General features: G+C 41.3%; 22 protein-coding genes and 1 pseudogene. All 23 read left to right on the top strand.

Going from position 1 to position 24,304, the window contains the following annotated elements:
• Positions 1-296: 296 nt before the first annotated feature.
• The 23 genes and pseudogenes from ACWA2B_RS04595 (at position 297) to ACWA2B_RS04485 (ending at position 24,221) form a co-directional block, all read left to right on the top strand.
• A complete protein-coding gene (locus tag ACWA2B_RS04595; RefSeq protein ID WP_342425346.1) occupies positions 297-3,014 on the top strand; it encodes a stalk domain-containing protein in 2,718 nt (905 codons plus the stop codon).
• A gap of 47 nt (positions 3,015-3,061) precedes the next feature.
• Positions 3,062-4,222, top strand: a complete 1,161-nt coding sequence (locus tag ACWA2B_RS04590; protein ID WP_013312293.1) for a sensor histidine kinase — start codon at positions 3,062-3,064, stop codon at positions 4,220-4,222.
• 4 nt (positions 4,223-4,226) lie between these two features.
• A complete protein-coding gene (locus ACWA2B_RS04585; RefSeq protein ID WP_007432713.1) occupies positions 4,227-4,949 on the top strand; it encodes a response regulator in 723 nt (240 codons plus the stop codon).
• Positions 4,950-5,118: 169 nt separating this feature from the next.
• Entirely contained in the window at positions 5,119-5,559 is a 441-nt protein-coding gene (locus tag ACWA2B_RS04580) for a hypothetical protein (RefSeq protein WP_029514594.1), read from the top strand.
• Positions 5,560-5,759: 200 nt separating this feature from the next.
• The gene (locus tag ACWA2B_RS04575; protein ID WP_449291751.1) at positions 5,760-7,874 is read left to right on the top strand and encodes a DEAD/DEAH box helicase; all 2,115 of its coding nucleotides are present in this window, start codon (positions 5,760-5,762) and stop codon (positions 7,872-7,874) included.
• Positions 7,875-8,221: 347 nt separating this feature from the next.
• Complete coding sequence (locus ACWA2B_RS04570; RefSeq protein WP_318627929.1) at positions 8,222-8,788, top strand: ComF family protein; 567 nt, start codon at positions 8,222-8,224, stop codon at positions 8,786-8,788.
• Positions 8,789-9,172: 384 nt separating this feature from the next.
• Entirely contained in the window at positions 9,173-9,640 is a 468-nt protein-coding gene (locus tag ACWA2B_RS04565; RefSeq protein ID WP_318627928.1) for a LysM peptidoglycan-binding domain-containing protein, read from the top strand.
• A gap of 744 nt (positions 9,641-10,384) precedes the next feature.
• Positions 10,385-10,795 carry a TIGR03826 family flagellar region protein gene (locus ACWA2B_RS04560; RefSeq protein WP_039271507.1) on the top strand — a complete coding sequence of 137 codons (411 nt, stop codon included), beginning with the start codon at positions 10,385-10,387 and terminating at the stop codon, positions 10,793-10,795.
• A 196-nt stretch (positions 10,796-10,991) separates the two neighbouring features.
• Positions 10,992-11,267 carry a flagellar biosynthesis anti-sigma factor FlgM gene (gene flgM / locus ACWA2B_RS04555; RefSeq protein ID WP_039271505.1) on the top strand — a complete coding sequence of 92 codons (276 nt, stop codon included), beginning with the start codon at positions 10,992-10,994 and terminating at the stop codon, positions 11,265-11,267.
• Positions 11,268-11,277: 10 nt separating this feature from the next.
• A pseudogene (locus tag ACWA2B_RS04550) lies at positions 11,278-11,779 on the top strand (flagellar protein FlgN).
• 15 nt (positions 11,780-11,794) lie between these two features.
• The gene (gene flgK, locus ACWA2B_RS04545) at positions 11,795-13,375 is read left to right on the top strand and encodes a flagellar hook-associated protein FlgK (RefSeq protein ID WP_318627927.1); all 1,581 of its coding nucleotides are present in this window, start codon (positions 11,795-11,797) and stop codon (positions 13,373-13,375) included.
• Between the two features lie 23 nt (positions 13,376-13,398).
• Positions 13,399-14,307, top strand: a complete 909-nt coding sequence (gene flgL, locus ACWA2B_RS04540) for a flagellar hook-associated protein FlgL (RefSeq protein ID WP_069009989.1) — start codon at positions 13,399-13,401, stop codon at positions 14,305-14,307.
• A gap of 83 nt (positions 14,308-14,390) precedes the next feature.
• Positions 14,391-14,834, top strand: coding sequence for a flagellar assembly protein FliW (locus ACWA2B_RS04535; protein WP_069009988.1), 444 nt, complete (start codon positions 14,391-14,393; stop codon positions 14,832-14,834).
• Entirely contained in the window at positions 14,834-15,073 is a 240-nt protein-coding gene (gene csrA / locus ACWA2B_RS04530) for a carbon storage regulator CsrA (RefSeq protein WP_069009987.1), read from the top strand. Before ACWA2B_RS04535 ends, csrA begins: the two co-directional genes overlap by 1 nt.
• Before the next feature lie 181 nt (positions 15,074-15,254).
• On the top strand, positions 15,255-16,025 hold the full coding sequence (locus tag ACWA2B_RS04525; RefSeq protein WP_069009986.1) for a flagellin N-terminal helical domain-containing protein: 771 nt from the start codon (positions 15,255-15,257) through the stop codon (positions 16,023-16,025).
• A 144-nt stretch (positions 16,026-16,169) separates the two neighbouring features.
• Positions 16,170-16,532, top strand: a complete 363-nt coding sequence (locus ACWA2B_RS04520; RefSeq protein ID WP_449291750.1) for a flagellar protein FlaG — start codon at positions 16,170-16,172, stop codon at positions 16,530-16,532.
• Between the two features lie 18 nt (positions 16,533-16,550).
• Entirely contained in the window at positions 16,551-18,029 is a 1,479-nt protein-coding gene (fliD, locus tag ACWA2B_RS04515) for a flagellar filament capping protein FliD (RefSeq protein WP_449291749.1), read from the top strand.
• A 31-nt stretch (positions 18,030-18,060) separates the two neighbouring features.
• A complete protein-coding gene (gene fliS / locus ACWA2B_RS04510) occupies positions 18,061-18,432 on the top strand; it encodes a flagellar export chaperone FliS (protein WP_449291748.1) in 372 nt (123 codons plus the stop codon).
• A 15-nt stretch (positions 18,433-18,447) separates the two neighbouring features.
• The gene (locus ACWA2B_RS04505) at positions 18,448-18,786 is read left to right on the top strand and encodes a hypothetical protein (RefSeq protein ID WP_069009983.1); all 339 of its coding nucleotides are present in this window, start codon (positions 18,448-18,450) and stop codon (positions 18,784-18,786) included.
• A 30-nt stretch (positions 18,787-18,816) separates the two neighbouring features.
• Complete coding sequence (locus tag ACWA2B_RS04500) at positions 18,817-20,772, top strand: glycosyltransferase (protein ID WP_449291747.1); 1,956 nt, start codon at positions 18,817-18,819, stop codon at positions 20,770-20,772.
• A gap of 21 nt (positions 20,773-20,793) precedes the next feature.
• The gene (locus ACWA2B_RS04495) at positions 20,794-22,521 is read left to right on the top strand and encodes a glycosyltransferase (protein ID WP_449291746.1); all 1,728 of its coding nucleotides are present in this window, start codon (positions 20,794-20,796) and stop codon (positions 22,519-22,521) included.
• Positions 22,522-22,547: 26 nt separating this feature from the next.
• On the top strand, positions 22,548-23,618 hold the full coding sequence (locus tag ACWA2B_RS04490; protein ID WP_449291745.1) for a tetratricopeptide repeat-containing glycosyltransferase family 2 protein: 1,071 nt from the start codon (positions 22,548-22,550) through the stop codon (positions 23,616-23,618).
• Positions 23,619-23,678: 60 nt separating this feature from the next.
• Positions 23,679-24,221 (top strand): CatB-related O-acetyltransferase, encoded by a 543-nt coding sequence (locus ACWA2B_RS04485; RefSeq protein WP_449291854.1) that lies wholly within the window; start codon positions 23,679-23,681, stop codon positions 24,219-24,221.
• The last annotated feature ends 83 nt before the right edge of the window (positions 24,222-24,304 follow it).

The following is a 24,304-nucleotide window of genomic DNA, read 5'->3' as shown; positions in this document are numbered from 1 at the left end:
AGATATGATGATGGCCCGTTGTTTATTCATGATTATCAATCCTTCCGATAGGGTCATAATTAGAGAAGTGAACTAATCAGTATTATTTGAACTAACAAGTTCAAATGTATTATAGTGCGCCGATATTGCATTCGTCAATTCATCGTTTTAGATTTTATGAATTAGTTGACGGGACTTTCGTAACTTTTGCCTATATAATAAGTCTATTAACATAAGAGGATTTTTTTGTTTATTGATAGAGTACATGCGCGGAACAAAACCGTTTAAATACATTGAAGATGGGAGCTATTATCCAAATGTTTTTAAGTAATAAGAAACAGAGTGAAGTGAAAGTTAATGGCAGAGGAATCGCTAAAAGATGGGCCGTGTTAACACTGGCAGGGGTATTATGGGTCGGTCCGGTTGCTGGAACTGGGGCTCTAATTCCCTTAAATGGTTGGATGTCTGCTCCAATCGCAAGTGCAGCCTCTGGTTCAACTGTAAAATTGGGAGAAGAGATCATTACTTCGGGTGCAACATTATTGAAATATCGTTTTAAAGGGTCCAAAGGAACAGCACTGGCTGATATCATTCGAGTAGACTTGCAAAATCCGTACGTTAAGCTGGATGTCATGACGGGGAAGAATGGACAGTTTACGACCCGGCAGAGCACAGGCGGCATGGCAAAAGAGACTGGAGCGGTTGCTGGTGTAAACGGGGATTATTTTAATACCTCAAGCGAGGGAGCTCCGATCGGTGGACAAGTATCCAAGGGTGTGTTGATGTCTACTCCATCTGATTTAACGGGCATGTATGCCTTTGCTGTAACCAAAGATGGTTCTCCGATGGTGGAGCAGTTTACTTTTGAAGGAACAGTAAAAGCTGGAGACGGGTCGTCTTTCTCTTTGGCGGGGATGAACAAGGCTTCGTATTCGCCTGAGACGAGCGGGGGCAGTTATAGTCACTCTAATGCTATGTATATTTATACATCTGCTTGGAAAGCAATTGAGCGGCCCAAAAACAGTTCGACAACGCCTACCGAGGTATTGGTACAAAATGGTGTGGTTACGCAAGTCTCCGACAATGCTACATTGAATATGACCGTTCCGCAGGATGGCTATATTTTACGTACTCACGGTAAAGCGGCTGATTATGCCAAAGCGCATCTGACCGTGGGACAGACCGTAGAAACGAGCTATCGCCTTCGTGTTAAATCGACAGGGAGTGAAGTAGATCCTTCCAACCTTCAGATGATGATTGGTGGACATACCATATTAGTAAATGACGGTCAGAAAACCTCTTTTTCCCGGAGCACAACAAGCATAGGCGGGACGCGTGCGCGTACAGCTTTGGGATATTCCCGTGACAAGCGTTACGCTTATGTCATTGCCGTTGAGAAGAATGGGAACAGCGTTGGTGTATCCCTGAGCGAGCTGCAAACGCTGATGAAAGATATTGGCGTCTGGAAGGGTATGAATCTCGATGGGGGCGGTTCTACGACCATGGTGACTCGTGATTTGGGGGATACGACAGCGGGACTTACGTTCAATACGGAATATGGTACAGAGCAACGTAGTATCGTAAATGGAGTGGGGGTATATACCAATGCTCCTAAAGGAACGCTCAAAGGTTTCACCATCAAGGGCAATAAAACGCTGCTGATTGGTCAGACCGGAAGCTATTCCTTCAAAGGCTATGACAACTACTACAATCCCTTCGATACCTCAAAAGTACAAGTGACGTGGAAGTCCAGCAACCCGGCTGTTGTGTCAGTGAGCGGCGGCGTTGTGAAGGGGGCCCAACCGGGAACGGCTACTTTAACGGCATCCAGTGGCTCAGCCAGCGCTACAACTAAGGTCACCGTGCTTGGAGCAGATGAAATTTCATCACTCACCGCAGGAAGTGGAACTGGCTCGCTTACCGCTGGAGCTAAAATCGCTGTACCGGTAACGGCAAAGACAAAAGATGGACAGAGTGTCAGCATTACGTCAGATGCGCTCAAATGGGAGTTCATTGGCTTTAAGGGAAGCGTTAAGGACAATCAACTTACAGTAAATACGGTGGATGCAGGCGTGAAAACGGGCTATGCCATCGGTCGCTATGATGGTTTCAGCGCTGTCGTCTTCTTGTCTGCTGGCGGAGCAAGTACAAACAATTGGGAGAACTTCGAAAATGTTTCGTATCCGGTTGATTTTACTTCGAATGTGGAAGGTGTTACCGGCACAGTGGCTGTTGTACAAGGAGATGGTGACCATGCCAATTCCAAAGTGCTGGAACTGAACTACGATATGACAAATGGCAGTGGTAAAATGTATGCTTACGCCCAATTGAACGGCACGTCCGGGAAAACGCTTGAACAGGCGGCTACTTCCATCTCAATTGATGTCAGAGGGGATAAGAGTCTGAACTGGCTGCGTGCGGAGCTAGAGGATGCCCAAGGCAAAACAGCATATATTGATCTCGCTAAAGTGATCGACTGGAACGGTTGGAAAACCATTAATGCAGATATGAGCGGTTTGAATATTTCGTATCCAGCGAAGCTGAAACGTCTTTATGTGGTCAATGTGGCGGAAGGTCAGGACGAGCGTGCTAAAACAGGCAATGTTGCTTTTGATAATATTTCTTTTAATACACCGGGAACGGTCGGCACAGAAGGACTTAAAAAGGGAACAGCTCAAATGACGATCGGACAAAAATCAATGACAGTAAACGGAACACCTACAACAATTGATGCAGCTCCGATGACTCGCGATGGTTCAACGTATGTTCCGATTAAGTATGTGCTGGACGCATTTGGCGGACAAGCCAAATGGAATGCGGGCGATCAACGGATCACCGTTATGCGCGGTGGTGTGCTGATGGATTTGACCGTAGGGAAAAAAGAAGTTGTTCTGAACGGGAAGCGTCAAAGTACTGATGTTGCACCCGTTGTGCTAGGGGGTAGGACTTTAGTCCCATTGAGACTCGTGTCTGAGCAGTTAGGAATGACTGTAAAATGGGAACAAGAAACGAAGACCATCACCCTTCAATCATGATATGGTATGATATATACTTGAAATGCTAGGATTGGAGTAGAACATTTGTGGACTTTCAAGCCGATATCATAGACCGAGTCATTAAAAATGCCATCCAGGTGATGGAGAACAGCAAATATCAGATGTTCGAAATATTGGACACGGCCCGGACCGAGCTGGTCACGTTAAATCAGGAGCTCCAGAGCGTCTTGAAGGAAACAGCAGAAACGATCGAAAAGGTGGACCAGCTGGAAATGAACTATCGGCGGTCCCGCATTCGGTTGACTGAGGTCAGCCGTGACTTCGTTCGCTATTCGGAAGAGGATATCAAGCAGGCTTATGAGAAGGCAACACAGCTTCAACTCGATGTGATGATTTTCCGCGAGAAGGAAATGTATCTCAAAGCCAGAAGAGATGATCTTCAAAAGCGGGCCAAAAGTGTTGAGGCTTCTGTCGAGCGCGCCGAAACCATCGGTTCGCAGATGGGAGTCGTGCTGGAATATTTGTCGGGCGAATTGGGACAAGTGACGCGGATCATCGAATCGGCTAAAAACCGGCAGTTTATTGGTCTGAAAATTATTTTGGCTCAGGAAGAGGAGCGCAAACGCATATCTCGTGAAATTCACGATGGACCTGCGCAGCTTCTTGCGCATCTAGTGCTTAGGACGGAAATTGTAGAAAGAATGATCGCCAAGCAGGAATTTAAGATGGTTCAGGACGAAATAGTAGACTTGAAGAAACAGGTTCGCTCCAGTCTTGAGGAAATGCGAAAGGTCATTTTCAATTTGCGTCCTATGGCCCTGGATGACCTGGGACTTATTCCGACGCTCCGGAAATATGTGCAGGATTTTGAAGAAAAAACGAAGATTAGATCGCTTTTTGAAACAAGGGGCAAGGAACACCGTCTCTCTTCCGCGATGGAAGCAGCCATTTACCGTCTGATCCAGGAAGCTTTGACCAATGCTGCCAAGCATGCTTATCCTACCTATGTGCTTGTTGAGATTACCTATCAGGCGCAGCTTGTAAAAATCGTGGTGCAGGATAATGGTTTGGGCTTTAAGCCAGAGCTTTTTCAGCAAAAAAGCAAAGATCATGGGCATTTTGGTCTGATTGGTATGCGGGAAAGGGTTGAACTGCTCGAGGGGAGAATGGAGATCGAATCAGCTGAGAATCAAGGCACCAAGATAGTGATTCATATCCCAACCAACGTGGAAAAGGGAAAGGAGTAACAACATGGAAAATCAGGAAATTAGCAATGCACCCATCAAAGTTCTCTTAGCGGACGATCATCAGTTGTTCCGTGAAGGACTTAAACGTATTTTGAATATGGAGGACGACATTGAGGTCATCGGAGAATGTGGCGATGGTATTCAAGTGTTGGAATTCTGTAACGTAGAGAAACCGGATATTGTTCTGATGGACATTAATATGCCAATCGAAAATGGTGTAGAGGCAACCGAAAAACTGCGTGAGATGTTCCCAGATGTCAAAGTGATCATTTTATCCATTCATGATGATGAAAGCTATGTATTTGAGACGTTGCGCAAGGGAGCCAATGGTTATCTGTTAAAGGATATGGAGGCCGAGTCCCTCATTAATGCTATTCGTTCGGTTCATGAAGGCTATGCGTTTATCCATCCGAAGGTAACAGGTAAGCTCATTCAGCAACTCCGCCGGATGACCTACTTGAATGAAACAGGGGCTATGGCTGAAGGTCATACGAAGGAAGCCGGCGTGAAGTTTGTCGCAGGTGAAAATAATCCATTGACCCGTCGTGAAGCTGAAGTATTGCGTCTGATGGCTGAAGGTAAGAGCAACAAGATGATCGGTGAATATTTATTCATTAGTGAGAAAACGGTCAAAAACCATGTCAGCAGTATTTTGCAAAAAATGGAGGTTGATGACCGTACACAAGCGGTTATTAACTCAATCAAATATGGATGGGTTACGCTGTAAAGTGTAGTTTTTTCAGGCATTAGACGATGCAGCTGCTAATAGATATGAATGCTGTACCGCCTTTCACTCCGGGCGATATGTCCGCTCATACAGAAACCCAGTACATAACCGTGACACCTCTTCCTGTTATACGGCATATATTGTCGCTATAGGAGGAGGTGGAACCCTCGTGACGGCTCACTTGGTTTGGATATTGCTTATATACGGTGTGGGGGCCGCTGTCGTGCATCTTATGTATATACGACAGGCGGTTCAGGCTTATCACAATGGCGAAGATTCATGCGCGATATCTCCAGGTCATCGCGCGATTCGCTATATTGTGATTACGTCCAATGACGGAGATCGTGTGGAATGGGTGATGCGTTCGTTGAACATACTTGCCTGGCTGCACCGGAGGCCGCTACATGTGACGGTACTGGATGATGAATCTATGGACGATACGCTACCGATTCTGACACGGCTAGTGCGCTATAGTCATATGGATGTTTCAGTCATTTCAAGTCGTTTTTCACCGGGGAACCCGGTTTTACCGAAGTCAGGCGGTGAAAAGCAGGTTGTTATTGATCTTAGAACAGTCAAGTCGTTGGCGGACGCCCCGCTTGTTCCTTAGCGACAGGGGATTGTGGACATCGTGGTCAAAATCGGATATAAATGTTTATAAACAGTTGTATAGGCAAGACAATAGGGATATCGTTGAGATCTACTTGATGTGAAGCACACTTCAGGCTATTAGCCACAGAAGTGTGCTTTTTTGCTGTTCTCTGGGGTGATAAGAACCCAAAAAGTCATGAATGGGAGGAGAAGGGGAAGGTGAAAATTGCAGTATATGCAGTGAGGTATAAGGGGAATTGGAATCTCCGATTAACTGTGGATATTCGAGTAGATATGACATGGTGGATGAATCCAGATGAGGGGCAGGGGAATGTTGTCGAAAGGTGGGTGTTATTAGGAGATGAGCTCCCCTTGTCCTGGGGAACAAAGCTGTGTGAAACATTTAAGGAATTAGTAGGTATGGAGCGATGGGGGAAACGGCAGTGGTGGGCTTATATTATCGCACAGCTAAAAAGTGAACTGGCTCTTGAACCTTTTGACGGAGAACGAATTTTATCTGGAGGAGTAGAGAATATATGCATTTGGGATCATGTACAAGGTTGGACTTCTCGCACAGAAAGTGGGGATGAGAGACGAGAAACAAAGGGAGGTTTACGTTCTATTCAAAAAAGGGACCTCGTCACGGGAATGGATGGATTGGAGAGGGAGTGTTTAACACGACAAGCGAATGAGCTGGCTAATTTGTTGTCAGGACGCCAGTTACTCGTTCCAGAAGTCGAAGCGCTACTGGCAGAGGCAGCGCCAGGTTTGGAGCGTACTTGGCGATCCGCTGCACAACTTGCATATCTGCAAGGCCGACTCAGCTTTGCTACTGGCCTCGATCCAGCACCTCGCACGCGCTGGTCTGCCGCGCGTACGCATGAACTCCGCTGCAATCGTTGTGGCAGCGGGATAGTGCACCGCACGAGCTGCGCATCGTGCGGCCGTAAGGCGTGCGCCTACTGCGAGACATGTCTCGCACTTGGACGCAGCCGTGAATGCTCGCTGCTACTGCGCGGTGCAGCGAAACCCGCGCTGCCGTGCACAGCAGGCATAGCCCCGGCGACGGAACTCGACCGCTGGGGGCTAAGCTCAGCGCAGCGTGCCGCCGCCGAAGCGGCGCTGCGCTTTTTAGCCACACCGCACGGGGGAGTGCGGGGACATTTTCGCCCGGAAGGCCGTGGACTCCGGGCGTTGTTCCGACGCGACATGGTTGCGTGCCGGACATCAGATGCTACCGCTTCGCAGGGCAACAACCTTGCCCGTAGCAGGCAGACTTCGCCGAAACCAGGCGAAGGTGAGAGGTATAACGCTGATTGGCAGGTGCCTGATACCACGGTAGGACGTTTTCTGCTCTGGGCCGTAACGGGCGCAGGCAAGACGGAAATGATGTTTCCGCTCTTGCAATATGTGCTAGACCACGGAGGAACGGCACTTGTGGCAACACCACGCCGCGACGTGGTACTGGAGTTAGCCCCTCGTTTGGCCATTGCTTTTCCCGATGTGAGCATGGTGACGCTCTATGGGGGAAGCGCAGAACGCTGGCAAAGGGGACAGCTGACACTGGCAACGACACATCAGCTATTGCGTTATCATCAAGCTTTTGATTTGGTTGTGATTGATGAGATTGACGCGTTTCCTTATCACAATGATCCTATGCTTGCCTTTGCTGCACGAGCAGTATGTAAGCCGAAGGGGAAGTTTATCTATCTGTCAGCTACACCACCGCAATCCTTGCAGAAAGAGGCTGCACGAGGTCTGCTGCCACACGCCAAGGTTCCCGTTCGTTTTCATCGTCATCCTCTACCTGTCCCATTTCGTTTGGGGGCTGCTTCAGTGCAACAATGGCTGCAAAAAGGTCGGCTTCCCGCATCCTTTATTCAACGCCTACGCGTATCCATACAACGTGGGGCACAGGTTTTCCTGTTTGTGACACGAATCTCACATATTCAGGGACTTGTGAAGCTGCTGATTAAACATTTGCCTTATGTACCTATTGCGGGCACCTCCTCACAGGATGAAGAAAGAACCGCTAAAGTACGCTTATTTCGAGCTACTGAAATACGTGTTCTGGTTACAACGACTATTTTGGAGCGAGGGGTAACTGTTCCACGGAGTGATGTGTACGTATTAGACGCGGACAGTAGTCTTTTTGATGAAGCCTCTCTTGTCCAAATGGCTGGTCGCGCGGGCAGGTCCAAGGATGACCCATGTGGAGTTGTTATTTTTACATCCCCCCAATGGACACGAGGTCAAAAAAGAGCAATTAGACAGATTAAACGTATGAATGAACTGGCTCGGAAAAGAGGATACCTGAAGGAGGCGAAGCACTAAATGCATTAAATAAAAAAAGTTTTTTTGGAAATGTGAAACCTGAAACAATGTCGGTACGTAAACTACCAAGAAAGGTGCATTCTGGTATGGGGATGATTCCAACAACCCGTCTATTTTTGAATTGGTTATTCCATCGCCAGTCCCAAACATGTATGGCTTGCGGCACTCTCACAGGGCGTTTTTCCGAATTCCCCGGGATTTGTACTTCTTGTTCACTTCAAATTCCTTGGGTTTACGATATTCGTTGTGTTTATTGTGGACGTCCGACGTCTTGCCCGGATTGCGTAAGGCTTGACCGATTAGTACGTTACTATGTGTGCAATCGGAGTGCAACCAGCTATACACCAATGATGAGAGAATGGATTGGGCAGTTCAAATATCGCGGGAATGAAAAGTATGGTTCCCTGCTGGGTGAGATCATGAATCGAGCCTATCAGGCGATGAGGTATGAGTTTGCAGGTCTTAAACATTCTCGTTTCAAGCGATCTTTGTGGAGTGTGGATGTAGTGACCTGTGTTCCGGTAAGTGAGAAGAGGTTGATAGAGCGAGGTTTCAATCAGGCTCGGATCTTGGCAGAAGAGATTGCTAAGCGGAATAAGCTCCCCTTCCTATCTTTACTTGCTCGTCCACAAGATACAGGCAAACAAAGCTTTAAATCAAAAAAGGAACGCATGAACACAATGAATAATGCGTTTTCTGTTCACCCCAATATGACAAATTTGCTGAAGTCTTTTATTTTAAAAGCTAAATCTCAATGTGTTACGGAAAATAAGCTTTCCGTTACCGTTTTGCTTGTTGATGATATTTATACAACGGGGAGCACATTGCAGGCGTGTGCACGTGTTTTGAGAGAAAAGGCATTAGAGCAAGGAATACATTTGACTATTTTTTGCCTGACCTTAGCAAGATCATAAGTCTAAATATCTGGTATTCCCCATGAAATTTCGCTTGAAACTATGAAAAAAAGGTTATAATTCTCTTGAAAGAAGGGTTAAATGATAGAGCAAAAAGTCTTTTAAGCCGTACAATCAGCAGGATTTGACAACAAGCTAGAGAGAGGTATATAATAAAAAATATAGAGACAAACAAAAAGTAAGGAAGTGAGGGATGAAAACAGAATATTTCAATTTAGAGGTTGATTTTTTTGGAAAAGAGGAGTACAATTTCTATCTGTTGATAGCTAACATGATTGGTAATAAGTGATTAGCTAATGACTAAAGAGCGGACATTGGGAGTGTCTCGCTCAGTAGTAAAGCAGTTAATTAAAATTTAAAGCTAAAAAGAGGAGAGAATAAATCATGAAAAACGTAATGAAAAAAGTAGCAGTATCTAGCATGTTGGCAGTTAGTTTAGGTGCAGTATCTTTGTTGAGTCCACTTGCAACAGGTCAAGTAATGGCGAAGTCCAGCTCCGATGACGAAATTCAGCAATTGGAAGACCAACTCATAAGAGAGCAGCAAGAAGCAGCACAGAAAGCATTTGAAGCTAAGTTTTTTAAAACTGAAACTACTGAAAATGCAGCAACTGTAACACCAGCTCAACCAGCTACTGAGAACAACAATCAAGCAACAACCACAAAACCAGCAACAACTACAAATGAAACACCAGCAACTGTAAATACAATCACAGTAAATGTTCAAGAGGGCGACACACTGGCTTCTATTGCTGAAAAATACGGTGTAACTGTTGAAGAACTGGTTAAAATTAACAACCTAGTTAAAGCAGGCCAAGAACTGCAAGTACCGCAAACAAAAACAAATAAATAATTATCATTATAAATGTATAATGAAGTATGTTTTTTAAACCAAGCGTTTGACTATAGTATACGGGAAGGCCACTATTAAAACAATGCTTTTTTGAATAATTATTTGTGAAATAGCTTGTTTTTTTGGGTTGCAAATTTCCACTGGTGCATCTAGCTTGATTTCAGATAGGTTATAAGTTGAGATGATGTTAGGTCCATGAGATTTATGAATACCCACACTCCATGTGCGGAGCATTCGTATGGGCGCCGTTCCCCCGGATTTACAGGACTTTCTTGATGTCATTCGGGGCACAGGTGAACATGAATTCTTCTGAGGATTGTTTCGCCCGGTTTTTCCCTCATCTTGATAATTAATTTCTACATTTACTCATATTCATACAGCTATTTTAATTGTATAATGAAGCGCTATTCCCGAAAACAACTGGAATGGCGCTTATTTTATTTTCTATCTAAAGTACGGAGCAATGTTTGACGATAAATAGACACATGCAATAGGCTGAACATTAGCTTCCATGAGCTTCTTTATTTTATGTCATTGCATATTGATGCATATAGATGTTAATAAAATTTCACTGATGGATCTTTCTCTCTTATACTCTTATTATGATAACTTATAAGATGTGCGATTGTGTAAAATCTGAAAATCCCTTTTTGAAATATTTGCTAGACGAGGCTCTCCATTATAAGGTAATGTAAGGATAAAAGTATTTTAAAGATCGGAAATTGGAAAGGGGCGCTACAGAGGATGAATTTGGATAACTGTCCTCGATGTGGAAAGCTGTTTATTATGAACGTCAGGGGAATCTGCCAGAACTGTATTAAAGAAATTGAGATTGAATACGAACGCTGTGTCAAACATATACGTGAGAATAAGGGCATTCATATGCATGAGCTTTCGGAGGCTACTGAGGTATCCGTAAAGCAAATCACGACATTTATACGCGAGGGACGTATTTCCATTGCTAATGCGCCCAATATGACGTATCCTTGCGAGGTATGCGGGATACCGATTCGTGAAGGGCATATGTGCGATTCTTGTCGAACACGTCTGACTAAAGACCTGCATCAGGCTGTGCGCGAAAGTAGTAATCAGGATCAAAGTAATAATATGGGCTCAGGTACCTACAGCGCGATTGATAAACTTCGTGGAAAGTAGTACAGGGGAATTAAAAACGCATTCAGCTATTCAAAAAGTTTCAAATACCGCCGATAATCTTTATAGAGCTTATCGGTTTTTTTATTTTTAGCAACCATGCACAAAATAAAGAAGTGAGGCATAATACGAACCATGTTCGACGCTATGTCGTCTGATACATTCTGACCATATCAAATAACTAAGGAAGGTGGAAGTTATGAAAATTAACGAGACCAACCGCATCGGAGCTATTAATCCATACCAACGAAATATTGAAACAGGGCGTCAAGAGGAGCTTAAGAAGTCTCGCCGCAAGGACGAGGTTTCGATTTCTCCGGAAGCGATGGAAATGCTGAACCGCAGCAGTGATGCAGATCGCGTTAAGAAAATTCAGGAGCTTAAGCAACAAGTAGCTTCTGGAACCTATCGTGTAGATGCCGATAAAATTGCAGAGAAGCTGTTACCTTACTTCAAGCAGTCTTCCGAAAGCTAGGTGAAAGATTATGCCTTTAGAGCGATTGATTGATGTGCTGGAGCAGCTTAGAGAGGCTCACGAGCAGTTGATTGCATTAGGAACTCAAAAAAAAAGAAGCACTGATATCAAATAAGGTAGATCAGCTCATTCTAGTCATGAATCAGGAATCGAAGATGTCCAGACACATTGAACAGCTGGATGAACGACGCCTGCAGGCAGCATATGAATTTTTGCAGGAACGTGGTATTAAGTCCAAGTTGAATCTCAATATTACGGAGTTGTCTCGTCTTGTGTTTGATGTAGAAGATAAGCAGCGCCTCCTTCACATTCAAAAAAATCTAGCGGATACGCTTGAAGAATTGAAAAATTTAAATGAGTTGAATCAACAGCTTATACAACAGGCGCTTTCCTATATTGATTTTTCTATTGAGAGTATGTCATATTATGCGGAATCTGAAGCGGTTTATCAGCGTCCAGCTGATAAGAGCACATCATCAGTACGAGCGGGACTATTTGATACTCGCGCCTAATTGAAGGAGGAAAACATGGTCTCAACATTTCATGGTATAGAAACAGCGAAAAGAAGCTTAAACACACAAACAGCTGCATTAAATACAACCGGACACAATATCTCGAATGCCAACACAGCTGGTTACTCCAGACAAGTGGTTAGTATGAAGGCCTCGGAATCTATGGAAGCCTATGGTTTGAACCGTTCCGTTGTACGAGGTCAAATGGGTACAGGGGTTGAATTCACTGCTATTGAGCGTGTTCGTCAGACGTTTCTGGACGATCAGTATCGTAATGAAAACTCCTCTTTAGGTGGATGGAGTATCCGCTACGATACTCTGAATAAGCTCGAGACGATTATGAATGAGCCTTCTGACACAGGAATGCGCAAAGTAATGGATAATTTCTGGAATGCTTGGTCGGATTTGAGTCAGGATCCTCAGGACGTAACTAACCGTAAAATCGTAAAAGAGACTACGTTGGCTTTAACGGATGCGTTGAATCAGACGAGTAAGCAGCTTGACGCCCTAGATTCCGATTTAACCAATAATATTACTTTGAAGACAACAGAGATGAACTCCCTCTTACAATCTGTCGCTGATTTGAACGGGAATATTACCAAGTTGGAATCATTGGGAGATAATCCAAATGATTTGAGAGATCAGCGAGATTATGCGATCGATAAATTGTCTAAACTGGCTAATGTGCAGGTTACTCAACTAGATAACGGATATCAAGTAACAGTAGCAGGACAGATAGTTGTAACTGGTAGCGAACTTACTCCAGTAACTGCGGACGGTCTTCAGGCTGCTTTTACAGGTGGCACCTTGACTGGCGGTGAAGTTTACGGAATGGTATTATCACGTGACAGATATGTTACGGATTATAAAAATCAGATAAACCAATTGGCAAACACATTGGCCAACGGAAATATTGAAGTTACCCTTCCTAAAGGAACTGTGCTTCCAGAAGGAACGGTATTGAATACGGGACCAAATAATACAGCGGTTACCTACTCTAATGCTAATAATAACCGGACTTTAACAAACGATTTGAAGGTTACTGTCCAAGGTATCAATGGGCTTCATCAGTTGGGCTATACAATTAGTGGGGCAACTCCTACCAAAGGTGATTCCTTTTTTACCTCTAAAGACGGTGCCGCGATTACAGCTGGTAATATTACATTAAATCCTGATATACAAAGTGATCCTAATAAAATTGCGACCTCATTACGGGTAGATGGAACAGGAACGACAGATGAGAAAGTAGTGCTCGGTAATAATGCGTTAGCTATGGCTATGGCTAACTTGAAAAATGTGAAATTCGATTTTGGGACTGCTCTATCAACTCCGACATCGGTGGATGATTATTTTAGCTCTATTGTTGGACAACTTGGAGTACAGACTCAGGAGGCGGAACGTCAGTCACAGAACGCACAACTTTTGACAGAACAGGTGGATTTAAGTAGACAGTCTGTCAGCGGGGTGTCCCTGGATGAAGAGATGTCCAGCATGATCAAGTTTCAGCATGCTTATAGCGCAGCTTCTCGTTTTATGACGACATTCGATCAATTGCTGGACAAGCTGATTAATAGTACAGGCCGTGTAGGGCTCTAATTTAGATTAGTAGGAGGTAGTGTATGGCGATTCGAGTAACCTCGGGGATGATGAGTATGCAGACGCTCAGTAACCTTAATCGTAATTATAGCAATATGAGTAAAATGGAAAATCAGATTACAACTGGTCGCAAACTCAATAAACCCTCAGATGATCCAGTGGGTGTGACTTATGCTCTTCGCTACAGAGCTGAGTTGGCTTCTAATGAGCAATATTCCAGCAATGCTGATGCGGCCGTAAGCTGGTTAGATTTCACAGATTCTACGATGCAGCAGGCTGGAGATGTCATGAAACGGTTAAAAGAGCTGACGGTTCAAGCTTCAAGTGAAACTGTCCCCCAATCCGGATTGGATGCAATTAAGTTGGAAGTAGATCAGCTTAAGGAACAAATGACCAATATCGGAAATAGCCAAATTCGTGGTAAATATATCTTTAACGGTCAAAAATATGATCAGGCCCCTTACGAGCTGTCCGGTACTGTGACAAGTTATGATCAAATTGATGCGGATCAAGGCGCTGTGAATTATGCAATTGGAGATCAATCTACATTTCGGGTGAATACTTCTGGAAGTGAGTTTTTTGGAGCGTCAACGGATACGGATAACGTTTTTAAAATTATGGATAACTTGAGCGCAGCCTTGTCTAGTGGCAGCTATAGTGCTATTGCAGCTCAGTCCGCAAATGTTGAATCTCGTTTCATAAAAATGCAGGCTAGTCAGTCTGAGGTTGGGGCACGCACAAACCGTGTAGAACTGGTTCAATCCCGTCTTGATGACCGTAATCTGAATTTGACGACCTTGCAATCCAAAACTGAAGATGCCGATATTGCCAGCTTGATGATTCAGGCAACCTCTGCCCAAACTATTTATGAGGCAGCCTTGAAATCATCCGCTCAGATTATGCAGCCTTCATTAATGGATTTTATGCGTTAATCTTTTGAATCTTTGACATTTGTATTGTAGAGCTATGGATAGAAATCCGTAGCTCTTTTGTTGATTTTTAAGGAGGATAAACAATGACCCCGAAATTAGATGAAAAAAGATGGCTTAATGAAGAATTGGTTTTTGCTTTTCCTAAGGGATTACCTGGTTTTGAGCATTTACGTGAATATAGGCTACAAGAGCATAATGAGCTATTTAGTATTTTGAGCGCTGTAGAAGAGGCGACAGTCACCTTTATTACGGTCAATCCTTTTGATTTTGTACCTGATTATGAGTTTGAACTATCTAGTGATGCGCTTGCAGATATCGGTGTAATAGATCGAGAGCAGATTGCAGTTCGTTGTATTGTGACTTGGCATAGTAATAAGGAGAAGATAACAGTCAATTTGCTAGCACCTTTAATTTTCAATGTGGAGAAGTCTATTGGCAAACAGATTGTTTTACAAAATACCGATTATACTACAAGAAGTGCGTTGTGGCAGAAGTTAAGACATAAAGAGCAGGGTGGTGAATCCTGATGCTTGTTTTATCCCGAAAAAAAGGTGAGTCTGTTGTTATCCATAATGATATTGTAATAACCGTGCTTTCCGTTGAAGGAGATAATGTAAAGATAGGTATATCAGCACCCAAAGATATAGATATTTATCGTAAAGAGATTTTTGATGCAATCCAGGATAACAATCAAGAAGCAGTAATGGACATTGAGGCTCTTCAGAATGCCATGTTAGAAATGGAGGAGAGAAGCAATACTGAGTAAAAAAAGATATAGGTGCAGATATTCGAGATTCACTAAAGAAAATTTTTGAAATGCTATAAACAATTTTGTGGGAGAGGTCGATATATAATATAGAACGGTAATTCTTCAGGGCGGCCGACCTGTGAAGACGTTCATACCACAAGGATGTGGGAATTAAACCATTTCAGGGAGGAAATTTACAATGATTATCAACCACAATATTCCGGCATTGAATACACACCGCAACATGGGTCTTAACACAAATGCAGCAAGCAAAAACATGGAGAAACTGTCTTCCGGTCTGCGCATCAATCGTGCTGCAGATGACGCTGCTGGTTTGTCCATCTCCGAATCCATGCGCGGTCAAATCCGTGGTCTGGAACAATCCCAACGTAATGCTCAAGACGGTATTTCCTTCGTACAAACAGCTGAGGGAGCAATGAATGAAGTATCCTCCATGCTGACTCGTATGAAAGAACTGAACGTTCAGAAAGCGAGCGGAACTTACAGCACTAACGATAAAGATAATATTGGTCAAGAGTTGGATCAACTGGGTGCCCAAATTGATGAAATTATGACTAAAACCACCTTCAACGGTATCACTATTACTGCTGGAGCAAGTATTACAGTTAATGATAAAGCTTCCAGTACTATCGTTATTGCTTCTATTACAACTACATCTTTCTCTGGTTTGAACTCCACAACAGTACTCGCTAGTGTGGAAGATTCGATCAAAGCTGTTTCGACAGAACGCGCTAAACTGGGTGCTGTACAAAATAGATTGGAGTATACCTCCAACAACATTGGTACTACAGTAGAAAACCTGACTGCTGCTGAATCCCGTATTCGTGATACGGATATGGCAAAAGAAATGGTTTCCTTGTCCAAAAACAACATCTTGCTGCAAGCTTCCCAATCGATGCTGGCACAAGCAAACTCCGCTCCACAAGGTATTTTGTCTGTACTTCGTTAATCTATACTTTTCCTTAGAAGAGACCTTGATTTTCAAGGTCTCTTTTTTGTTATTCACTTCATAAACAACTCTTATTTTCCGATATAAAGAGTATAAAACTAAAAACGTTCTTGATGATGCTTCAACACGATAAGGGGGTAAGTTGTGGATAATAGTATTTCTGGTCTTGGCCCAATACCAGGGCAGGCGAAATCTATCTCGCCCAAGGGTGTCGCAGATGAACCATCGATTATAGCTATAAATCAGCAATATGTTAACCAATCAGTCGAAAAGTTGTCTGGTGAAGAAGAAAATGCACTTCAGCAATTAGAAAAGGCGATTAGGGCTGTACAGGGACCTGAAAAAAAAATTGAAATTTCCGTTCACAAGGAGACCCACGCAATTATGATTAAGGTCTTTGATAAACAGACGGGTGACTTAATTCGGGAAGTGCCTCGCGAAAAACTTCTTGATGTAGCGGCGAATTTTATGGAGATGAGTGGGCTTATTATTGATAAGAAGGCTTAATATTCAGGAGGATTAGTTATGACTATGAGAATTAGCGGTTTGGCATCAGGTATGGATATTGATTCAATGGTCAAAAAGTTAATGACTACAGAAAGTATTCCATTGAACAAACTGAACCAGCAAAAGCAACTGACCGAGTGGAAACGTGATGGATATCGTCAAGTAAGTACAAAATTAGTTACTTTTAATGAAAAATTAACAAATTTTAGTTTGAGTAGCGCTATTGATTCAAAAAAAGCAACCGTTACAGGAACTTCTAATGTGCTCACTGCAACAGCAACAGGAGCATCTGTGAATTCTGTATTAAATATTAAAGTCACTAATTTGGCATCTGCTTCTAATGTTGTATCTTCTGGAGGGACGATAGGAGCCTCTCCTGGTACAACAAAGCTATCAGATATCTATACAGGTACTGAAACCAGTATTAGTGTAGGAGCAGATACTATAAATTTTACTGCAGACGATACAATCGACTCACTGATTTCAAAAATAAACGGAAGTACAAAAGCGGGGGTGACCGCTGTATATGATGCCTCTTCTGGTAAGATTTCGTTGACTAACAAGGAGACGGGGAATAAAGATATTACATTAAGTGGAGAACTCCTTGAACAAAGCTTCGGACTTAAAACAGCTAATGTAGCAAAAGGGGTAAATGCAATTGTTGAAATTAATGGCCTGACAACAGAGCAGACATCCAATCGTTTTACAGTTAATGGTGTGGAAATCAGTTTGAATGGAACCACTCCGACAGGACAGTCAACACAAATTGAAGTTTCACAGGACGTTGATGCATTGGTAAACACAATAAAATCATTTGTTGAGGCGTATAATGATACACTTTCGACATTAAACCAAAAAACAAGTGAAGAACGTTATCGTAAATATTTACCGTTGACCAGTGATCAGAGAAAGGATATGAAGGAAGATGAGATTACACTCTGGGAAAGTAAAGCTAAGAGTGGTATGCTCAAAAATGATTCCATCGTAGATAAAACGCTTAGTGATATGAGGTCAGCGATTATTACTGACGTAGTCCTACCGAATGGTGAGAAAATAAATTTGACTCAGATCGGAATTACAACTGGTAGCTATAGTGAAAAAGGAAAACTTTACGTAGATGAGAAGAAGTTGCGTGCGGCTTTGGAAACCACTCCTGAAAAGGTAACTGCTTTATTCGGGCAGACGGATAATTCCTCTTCAACGAGCTATACAAGTTCCGATGGTATATTCAGCCGACTGAAGAAGACCAACCAAGGAGCTCTACAAAGTCTGGCAGATAAGGCTGGAACGTCGAAAGTCAGTTCTGATCTTACGGCAGCTTTCCAGCCAAAGAGTCAAATAGGAGACCAGTTATCAGATTATGATAAGCGGATTGATGCTCTACAAGATAGGCTTACAATGATAGAAACGCGTTATTACCAACAATTCACTGCTATGGAAACGGCTATGAATAAATACAATAGCACATCCTCCAGTCTTTCAAGTATGTTTAGTTAAAACCAAACTTTTTTTGAGGAGAGATCCAAGATTGATTAATTCACCCTACCAAAAGTATCAACAAGCCCAATTGCAAACAGCCTCACCAGGACAATTGTTGCTAATGCTGTATGATGGAGCGATCCGTTTTATACGGGCGGGAATTAAGGGTATAGAGGAAACAAATCATGAAAAGGCCAATACGAACTTGTGTAAAGCACAGGCTGTTATCAATGAACTTATTGCCGCTCTAAATCATGATTTTCCGATTTCCTCCACTCTTTATCAAGTATATGAATACATGCTTCACCAGCTCATCAATGCAAACTTGAAAAAAAAATGTAGTACCTGCGGAAGAAGTCATTTCTCATTTAACAGAATTAAGGGGTGCTTGGGATACAGCTATAAAATCACTAAATCATAATATAGAGTCGATTGAATGATTGCTGTTCAGGAATATGTAACCCAACTAGAAAGTGTCACGAAAGAGCTTATAGAGCGAATTCATCAAGTTAGTTACACAGAATTAAGCCAGTATGCAGAGCAAAGAGAAAAAATTTCCCGAAAAATCATTTCTAATCAACAAAAACTTACTGAAGCAGACAAAAAACGAATTAAGCAACTTAGTGTTTTCGACGAAGTTATTCTTTCCAAGATGGAGAGTTTTAAAACGGAAGCTAGTGAGTGGCTTACAAAAAAAGGGACTATTCAAGGTCAACAGGCAGCATACAATGCCAAATATACCCCTGATAGTTTATTTTTTGACAGAAGGAATTAATAATGGGGAAAGAATAGGGTTGGTAAAAAGATGAAGCAGCTTAGTGTGTGTATGATTGTAAAGGACGAGGAAGCCTTGCTTCCTCGATGTCTTGACAGTGTGCGAAATATTGCTGATGAGATCATTATTGTGGATACAGGCTCGTCGGATCGGACAAAAGAGATAGCTCAAGAATATACAGATCTCATTTTCGATTATGAATGGTGTGATGATTTTGCAGCCGCGCGTAATGAATCCATTCGTTTTGCTACTGGTAAATGGGTTTTAGTATTAGATGCAGATGAATATCTATCTACTGATGATGAACCCAAATGGTTGAATTTTATAGCCCAACAAACTCCAAAGCCTAGTGTTGGGTATACCCTTACTGTAGTAAATTACTCAGGCTCGTCAGAATGTATGGATGAAGTATCGACTGCTCCCGTAACTCGATTGTTCCCTAACTTTATGGGGATACGGTTTTACCGCCCGATACATGAACAATTGTGTATTGGAGAGGAAAATGCAAAAGTATACACACAAATGACAGATCTTTGTATATACCATACAGGCTATCAGGAGGAGACTGTAGTAAAGAAAAAAAAACATACCCGAAACATGAAAATTTTCGAGGAAATGCAACTCCAAAAGGTCATGAGTGCTTATGACTGGTTTACTCTGGGAAACCAGTACAGGTTCGCAAATGATAGTGTAAACGCAATGGAGGCCTACGAAAAGTCTTTTATAGAGGCAGACGAAACAAGTGCTTGGTACCCATATTGCTTAATGGCGCTTATCTCCCTATACATCGAAAATGACAAACTAAAAAACTCTTGGTCTTTGACGGAGGAAAAACTATCCAAATTCAGATCTTATCCAGAGTACTATACCATAAAAGGAGCACATTACGAGTCCTTTGGTCTATATGAAAAAGCAATTGAGTGTTATAAAAAGGCTATTGAAAAAGCTGATCGTAAGGCTCGGTTTGCGGCAACTGCCTGGCTTGTAAACCCTGCTTACGGGTATGATGTTCCAGTAAATCAATTAATAAAATTAAGTTTTCGGTTATGTCATAATGAAGAGGCTGTATATTGGCTTGGAAAAAAGCTTCTTAGGGATAAGAAGAACGTGAATGTGTTATTTAGCTTGCTTGAATGGTTAAGCTTAAACGACAATGAACATTCCATAAAAAGGTTTCTAGATGCGAATTATGATACTCAGGAAATGTCACATTGTCTTATTCTTTTTAAAGTGTACCTTGCTTTAGGAAATAATCGAATGGTGAACTATTATTTTGACCTACTCAGTGATGAAGTAACACTAACAGATCGAGATCAGCTTAGGTATGCTCTGATAAAAAAGAATAAAGAATTGTGGGCGGAATCTGTTCAGAATTTATCTTCAGATATAAAAAAAGATTCATTTTTACAACGTCAGTTAATAATTGGTTGTATGATTTTTAAACAAAAAGACAGGTTGGAGTTTTTCAAATCATCTGCTGATAGTAGTACTAGTGAGTTATTAAATGCATTGTACAACTTCATCGAAAAAAAAGAAATAGTAAGTGATGATGTTGTTGAAAACTATTCGACTGAGTTGTTTTTATTAGCTAAAGACTTATTCTTGCTTGGCTATTATGAGGAATTTGATAATTTAGTAAATTATACGAATCATCCCAAGCTGATTAATGACGTGGGAAACTATTTCTTTAGCGTAAACCAAATGCAAGACGCAATGAATTACTATTCTTTGTTATTGTCACGTCAACAACTAGATGATAGAAGTTATGAAAATCTTGCTTTTTATCATGAGGCACAAGGTTACAGGGAAGATGCTTTGGAATTTTTTGCTGAAAGTTTAAAGCTATCACCAGAAAAAAAACATCTGTATTATCCAATTATTCGTATATCAGAACCAGAGGAAAAAAAGTCTTACTTTAATAAGTTAGTTGATAACTACCCTTACGTCTCTGATATATCCTTCCTTATGGAGATGTGCAATAACTAAAAAATAGTATTGGAGTAAACTATGAAAACCAGCATAATTATTTTAACATATAACAAGCTAGAGTACACAAAACAATGTATTGAAAGTATACGGAAATACACCCATGAGAATGCTTATGAAATCATTGTAGTTGATAATGCTTCTCAGGATGATACGGCCGAATGGTTAGCACAGCAAACAGATCTTGTAACGATCTTAAATAAGGAAAACCGTGGGTTTCCGGAAGGATGCAATCAAGGAATGGAGGTCGCTACGGGTACTGAAATCCTTCTTCTCAATAACGATACAATAGTAACTCAGAATTGGCTCTCCAATCTTCTAAAGGCATTATATAGCTCGGATGAGATTGGGGCAGTTGGATGTGTCACAAACAATTCTTCCTATTTTCAGGAAATTGATGTTTCATATGAAAATATCGATGACATGCATTTGTTTGCCAAAGATTATAATATCTCCAATCCGTTATCTTGGGAAGAACGCTTGAAATTAGTTGGTTTTTGTATGCTTATCAAAAAAAGTGTCGTTGAGAAAATAGGTTTGCTTGATGAAAGGTTCTCACCGGGGAATTATGAAGATGACGATTATTCCATTCGCATGCGAAAAAATGGGTATAAGTTATTGCTATGCAAGGATACATTTATTCATCATTATGGTAGTACTTCATTTAAAGAGAATGAAGCTTATTTTAATGAGCTTTTGGAAAAAAACGCTAAGGAATTCGAGGAAAAATGGGGATTTGATCCTATTTATTCGCAACATAAGCGAGATATCCTTATTAATCTTATTGATGCCGATGCGTCTTCTCAAATAACTGTACTTGAGGTTGGATGTGCCTGTGGAGGAACTCTGCTCGGAATCAAGAATAAATTTAAAAATAGTGTGCTCTATGGTATAGAGCTTAACGAAAATTCAGCTAGTATAGCTTCTCTAGTTGCTGACGTCATTCCATACAATGTAGAGAACGGAGATCTGCCATACCCACAGAAAAGTTTTGATTACATCATTTTTGGGGATGTGCTGGAACATCTATATGACCCTTGGAAGACACTTGAAAATATGCATCGATTGTTGAAGCCTGGAGGAAAAATATTGGCAAGCATACCAAATATAATGCATTATAGTGTTATAAATGAATTGTTGGATGGGAAATGGAAGTATGCTGATGCTGGGATTTTGGATCGTACACATGTGAGATTTTTTACATTAGCATCTATACAAGAAATGTTTATCGATAGCGGGTTTGTTAATCTGGATTTCTTAGGAGTCACTTTGCCAAGAGATGGTACTGCACTCAAAGGGATCGAAAGACTATCTAAAGTTGCCCCAAATGAAATCTTAAATCAATTTGAAGTTTACCAATATATTATTTCTGCTTGTAACAATCAGCTTCTAGATATTATGACTGATATCAAGAATGGTCATATTAATAAGCAGGAGATATTTGAAGTAACATCTTCCCAGACTAATGATGAAATATTAAGAAATGTTAAATTCCTATCGAGTGTAGAGGATAAAGTAGAGGTTCTGAATACGATCGGAGTCATTCACTTTGAGCAGGGGGAAATTGCAAAAGTCCTTCCTTTATTTGATGAAGCACTGGCGCTTAATGAGACTCATTTAGAGGTTATATATAATATTGCTTATTTCCTTCATCATATAGGAGAAGAAGAATTATCTGAAGAGTACATGCTCAAGCTTAAGAATCTTGATTTTACATGGTATCAGAAACTCATGGAAGTATTAGTTTAAGCTAAATCTGGCATAAGGATAATTTTATGAAACCGACAATCTCTTTGGTTATGATTGTGAAAAATGAGGAAGCAGTGCTCAAACGTTGTTTGGATAGCGCAGTAGAAAATGTTGATGAAATAGTAATTGTAGATACTGGCTCTACGGATCGTACTAAACTAATTGCAGCTGATTATAAAGCGAAAATATTCGATTATCAATGGAATCATAACTTTGCGGATGCTCGTAATTTTGCATTGGAACAGTCTACAACAGACTGGTGTATGGTTTTGGATGCAGATGAGTTCATCATCAATGAATGTAAGGATATTATTAACGCTTTTATAGCGGATGGCCCCCAAATTGGGAGGGTTAAACATACAAGCAAGTTTACTTCTAAAGACGGGCTAAATTATGAACATTGTTATATTTCCAGGATATTTCCATCGTATTGTCGGTATGTTGGGAATGTTCACGAACAAATCCAGTCCGATTTGCCCAGAGTAAAATTAAATGTAGAGATTATGCATGATGGATATATGGAAACTCAGAAGCATGATAGAAATATTCCATTATTACAAAAAGCAATTGAAGAGCATCCTGATATTTCTTATTACTATTATCAAATTGCAAAAGAATATCGTGGGTTGGGAGACGATGAGAAAGAATTCAATAATCTTAAGAAGGCATATAAGTTAATGGATCATAAAGAGACTATTTCGACCAGTATTATAGTCAACTATATGTATTCTATTATATCTTCCGGGAACCTTAAGGAAGGTTTAGCAGTCTTTAATCATGAGGAAAAATTTATGGGCCATTCTTCTGATTTCTATTTTGTCTCTGCCCTATTTTTTTTGGAATTAATGATTAGCGATCCTCGAAAATACCAAACTGTTCTACCTAATATTGAACAATTATATAAAAAAGCATTAGAAATAGGTGATACGGGTGAAGAGGGTAATGTAAGAGGGACTGGAAGCTTCGCAGCCCATCATAATCTGGGGGTTCTTTATGAATCAACAGGTAACATTCAGAGAGCTATTGAGCATTACAAAGCAGCAGTGGTATACAACTATGAACCATCTTTAACTAGATTACACGAACTAAAAGTTTAAAGGGCACTTGAATAAGGATGGGGAGGTAGCTCATTGAATTTGGAACAAATTAAAAGCAATATAGTATTTACAAATCAAAACCCCATATATGCTAATTTTGAAATAGGAGATTGGACCTACGGAAATCCGAGTATCTACTGTCATACAATAAGTGAAGGTCTTAAAATAGGTAAGTTTTGCTCAATTGCCGATAATGTTACTATTATGCTTGGGGGAGAACACAGGGTGGATTGGTTAACTACTTATCCATTTAGTGAGATATTTGCGGAAGCCCAGTATCGTCTAGGGCATCCAGCAACTAAAGGTAATGTCATCATTGGAGATGATGTGTGGATCGGAAATAATGTAATAATTCTGTCCGGTGTTTCTATTGGTGTCGGTGCTGTTATTGGTGCTGGAAGTATAGTTACTAAGGATGTCCCACCATATAGTATTGTAGGAGGCAATCCTGCGCGAGTAATTAGATATAGATTCAAACCAGAGGAAATTGAGCAGTTAGTAAAAATCGCGTGGTGGGATTGGTCTATTTATAAAATTAAAGCTAATTGGGATCTGCTGCTAAATAATGATATTTCGGAATTTATAGAAAGGCATACAATATAGAGGGACGCGAGCGAAATATAATAAAACTAATTCTGAATAGAATGTTTGTTGTTTAGGGCATGTCTCCAAACTCTTTAATTGGT

The sequence above is a fragment of the Paenibacillus sp. CMM36 genome (assembly GCF_053570945.1).
The sequence above is the reverse complement of the archived record's forward strand: the minus strand, read 5'-3'. Positions and strand labels throughout refer to the sequence as shown.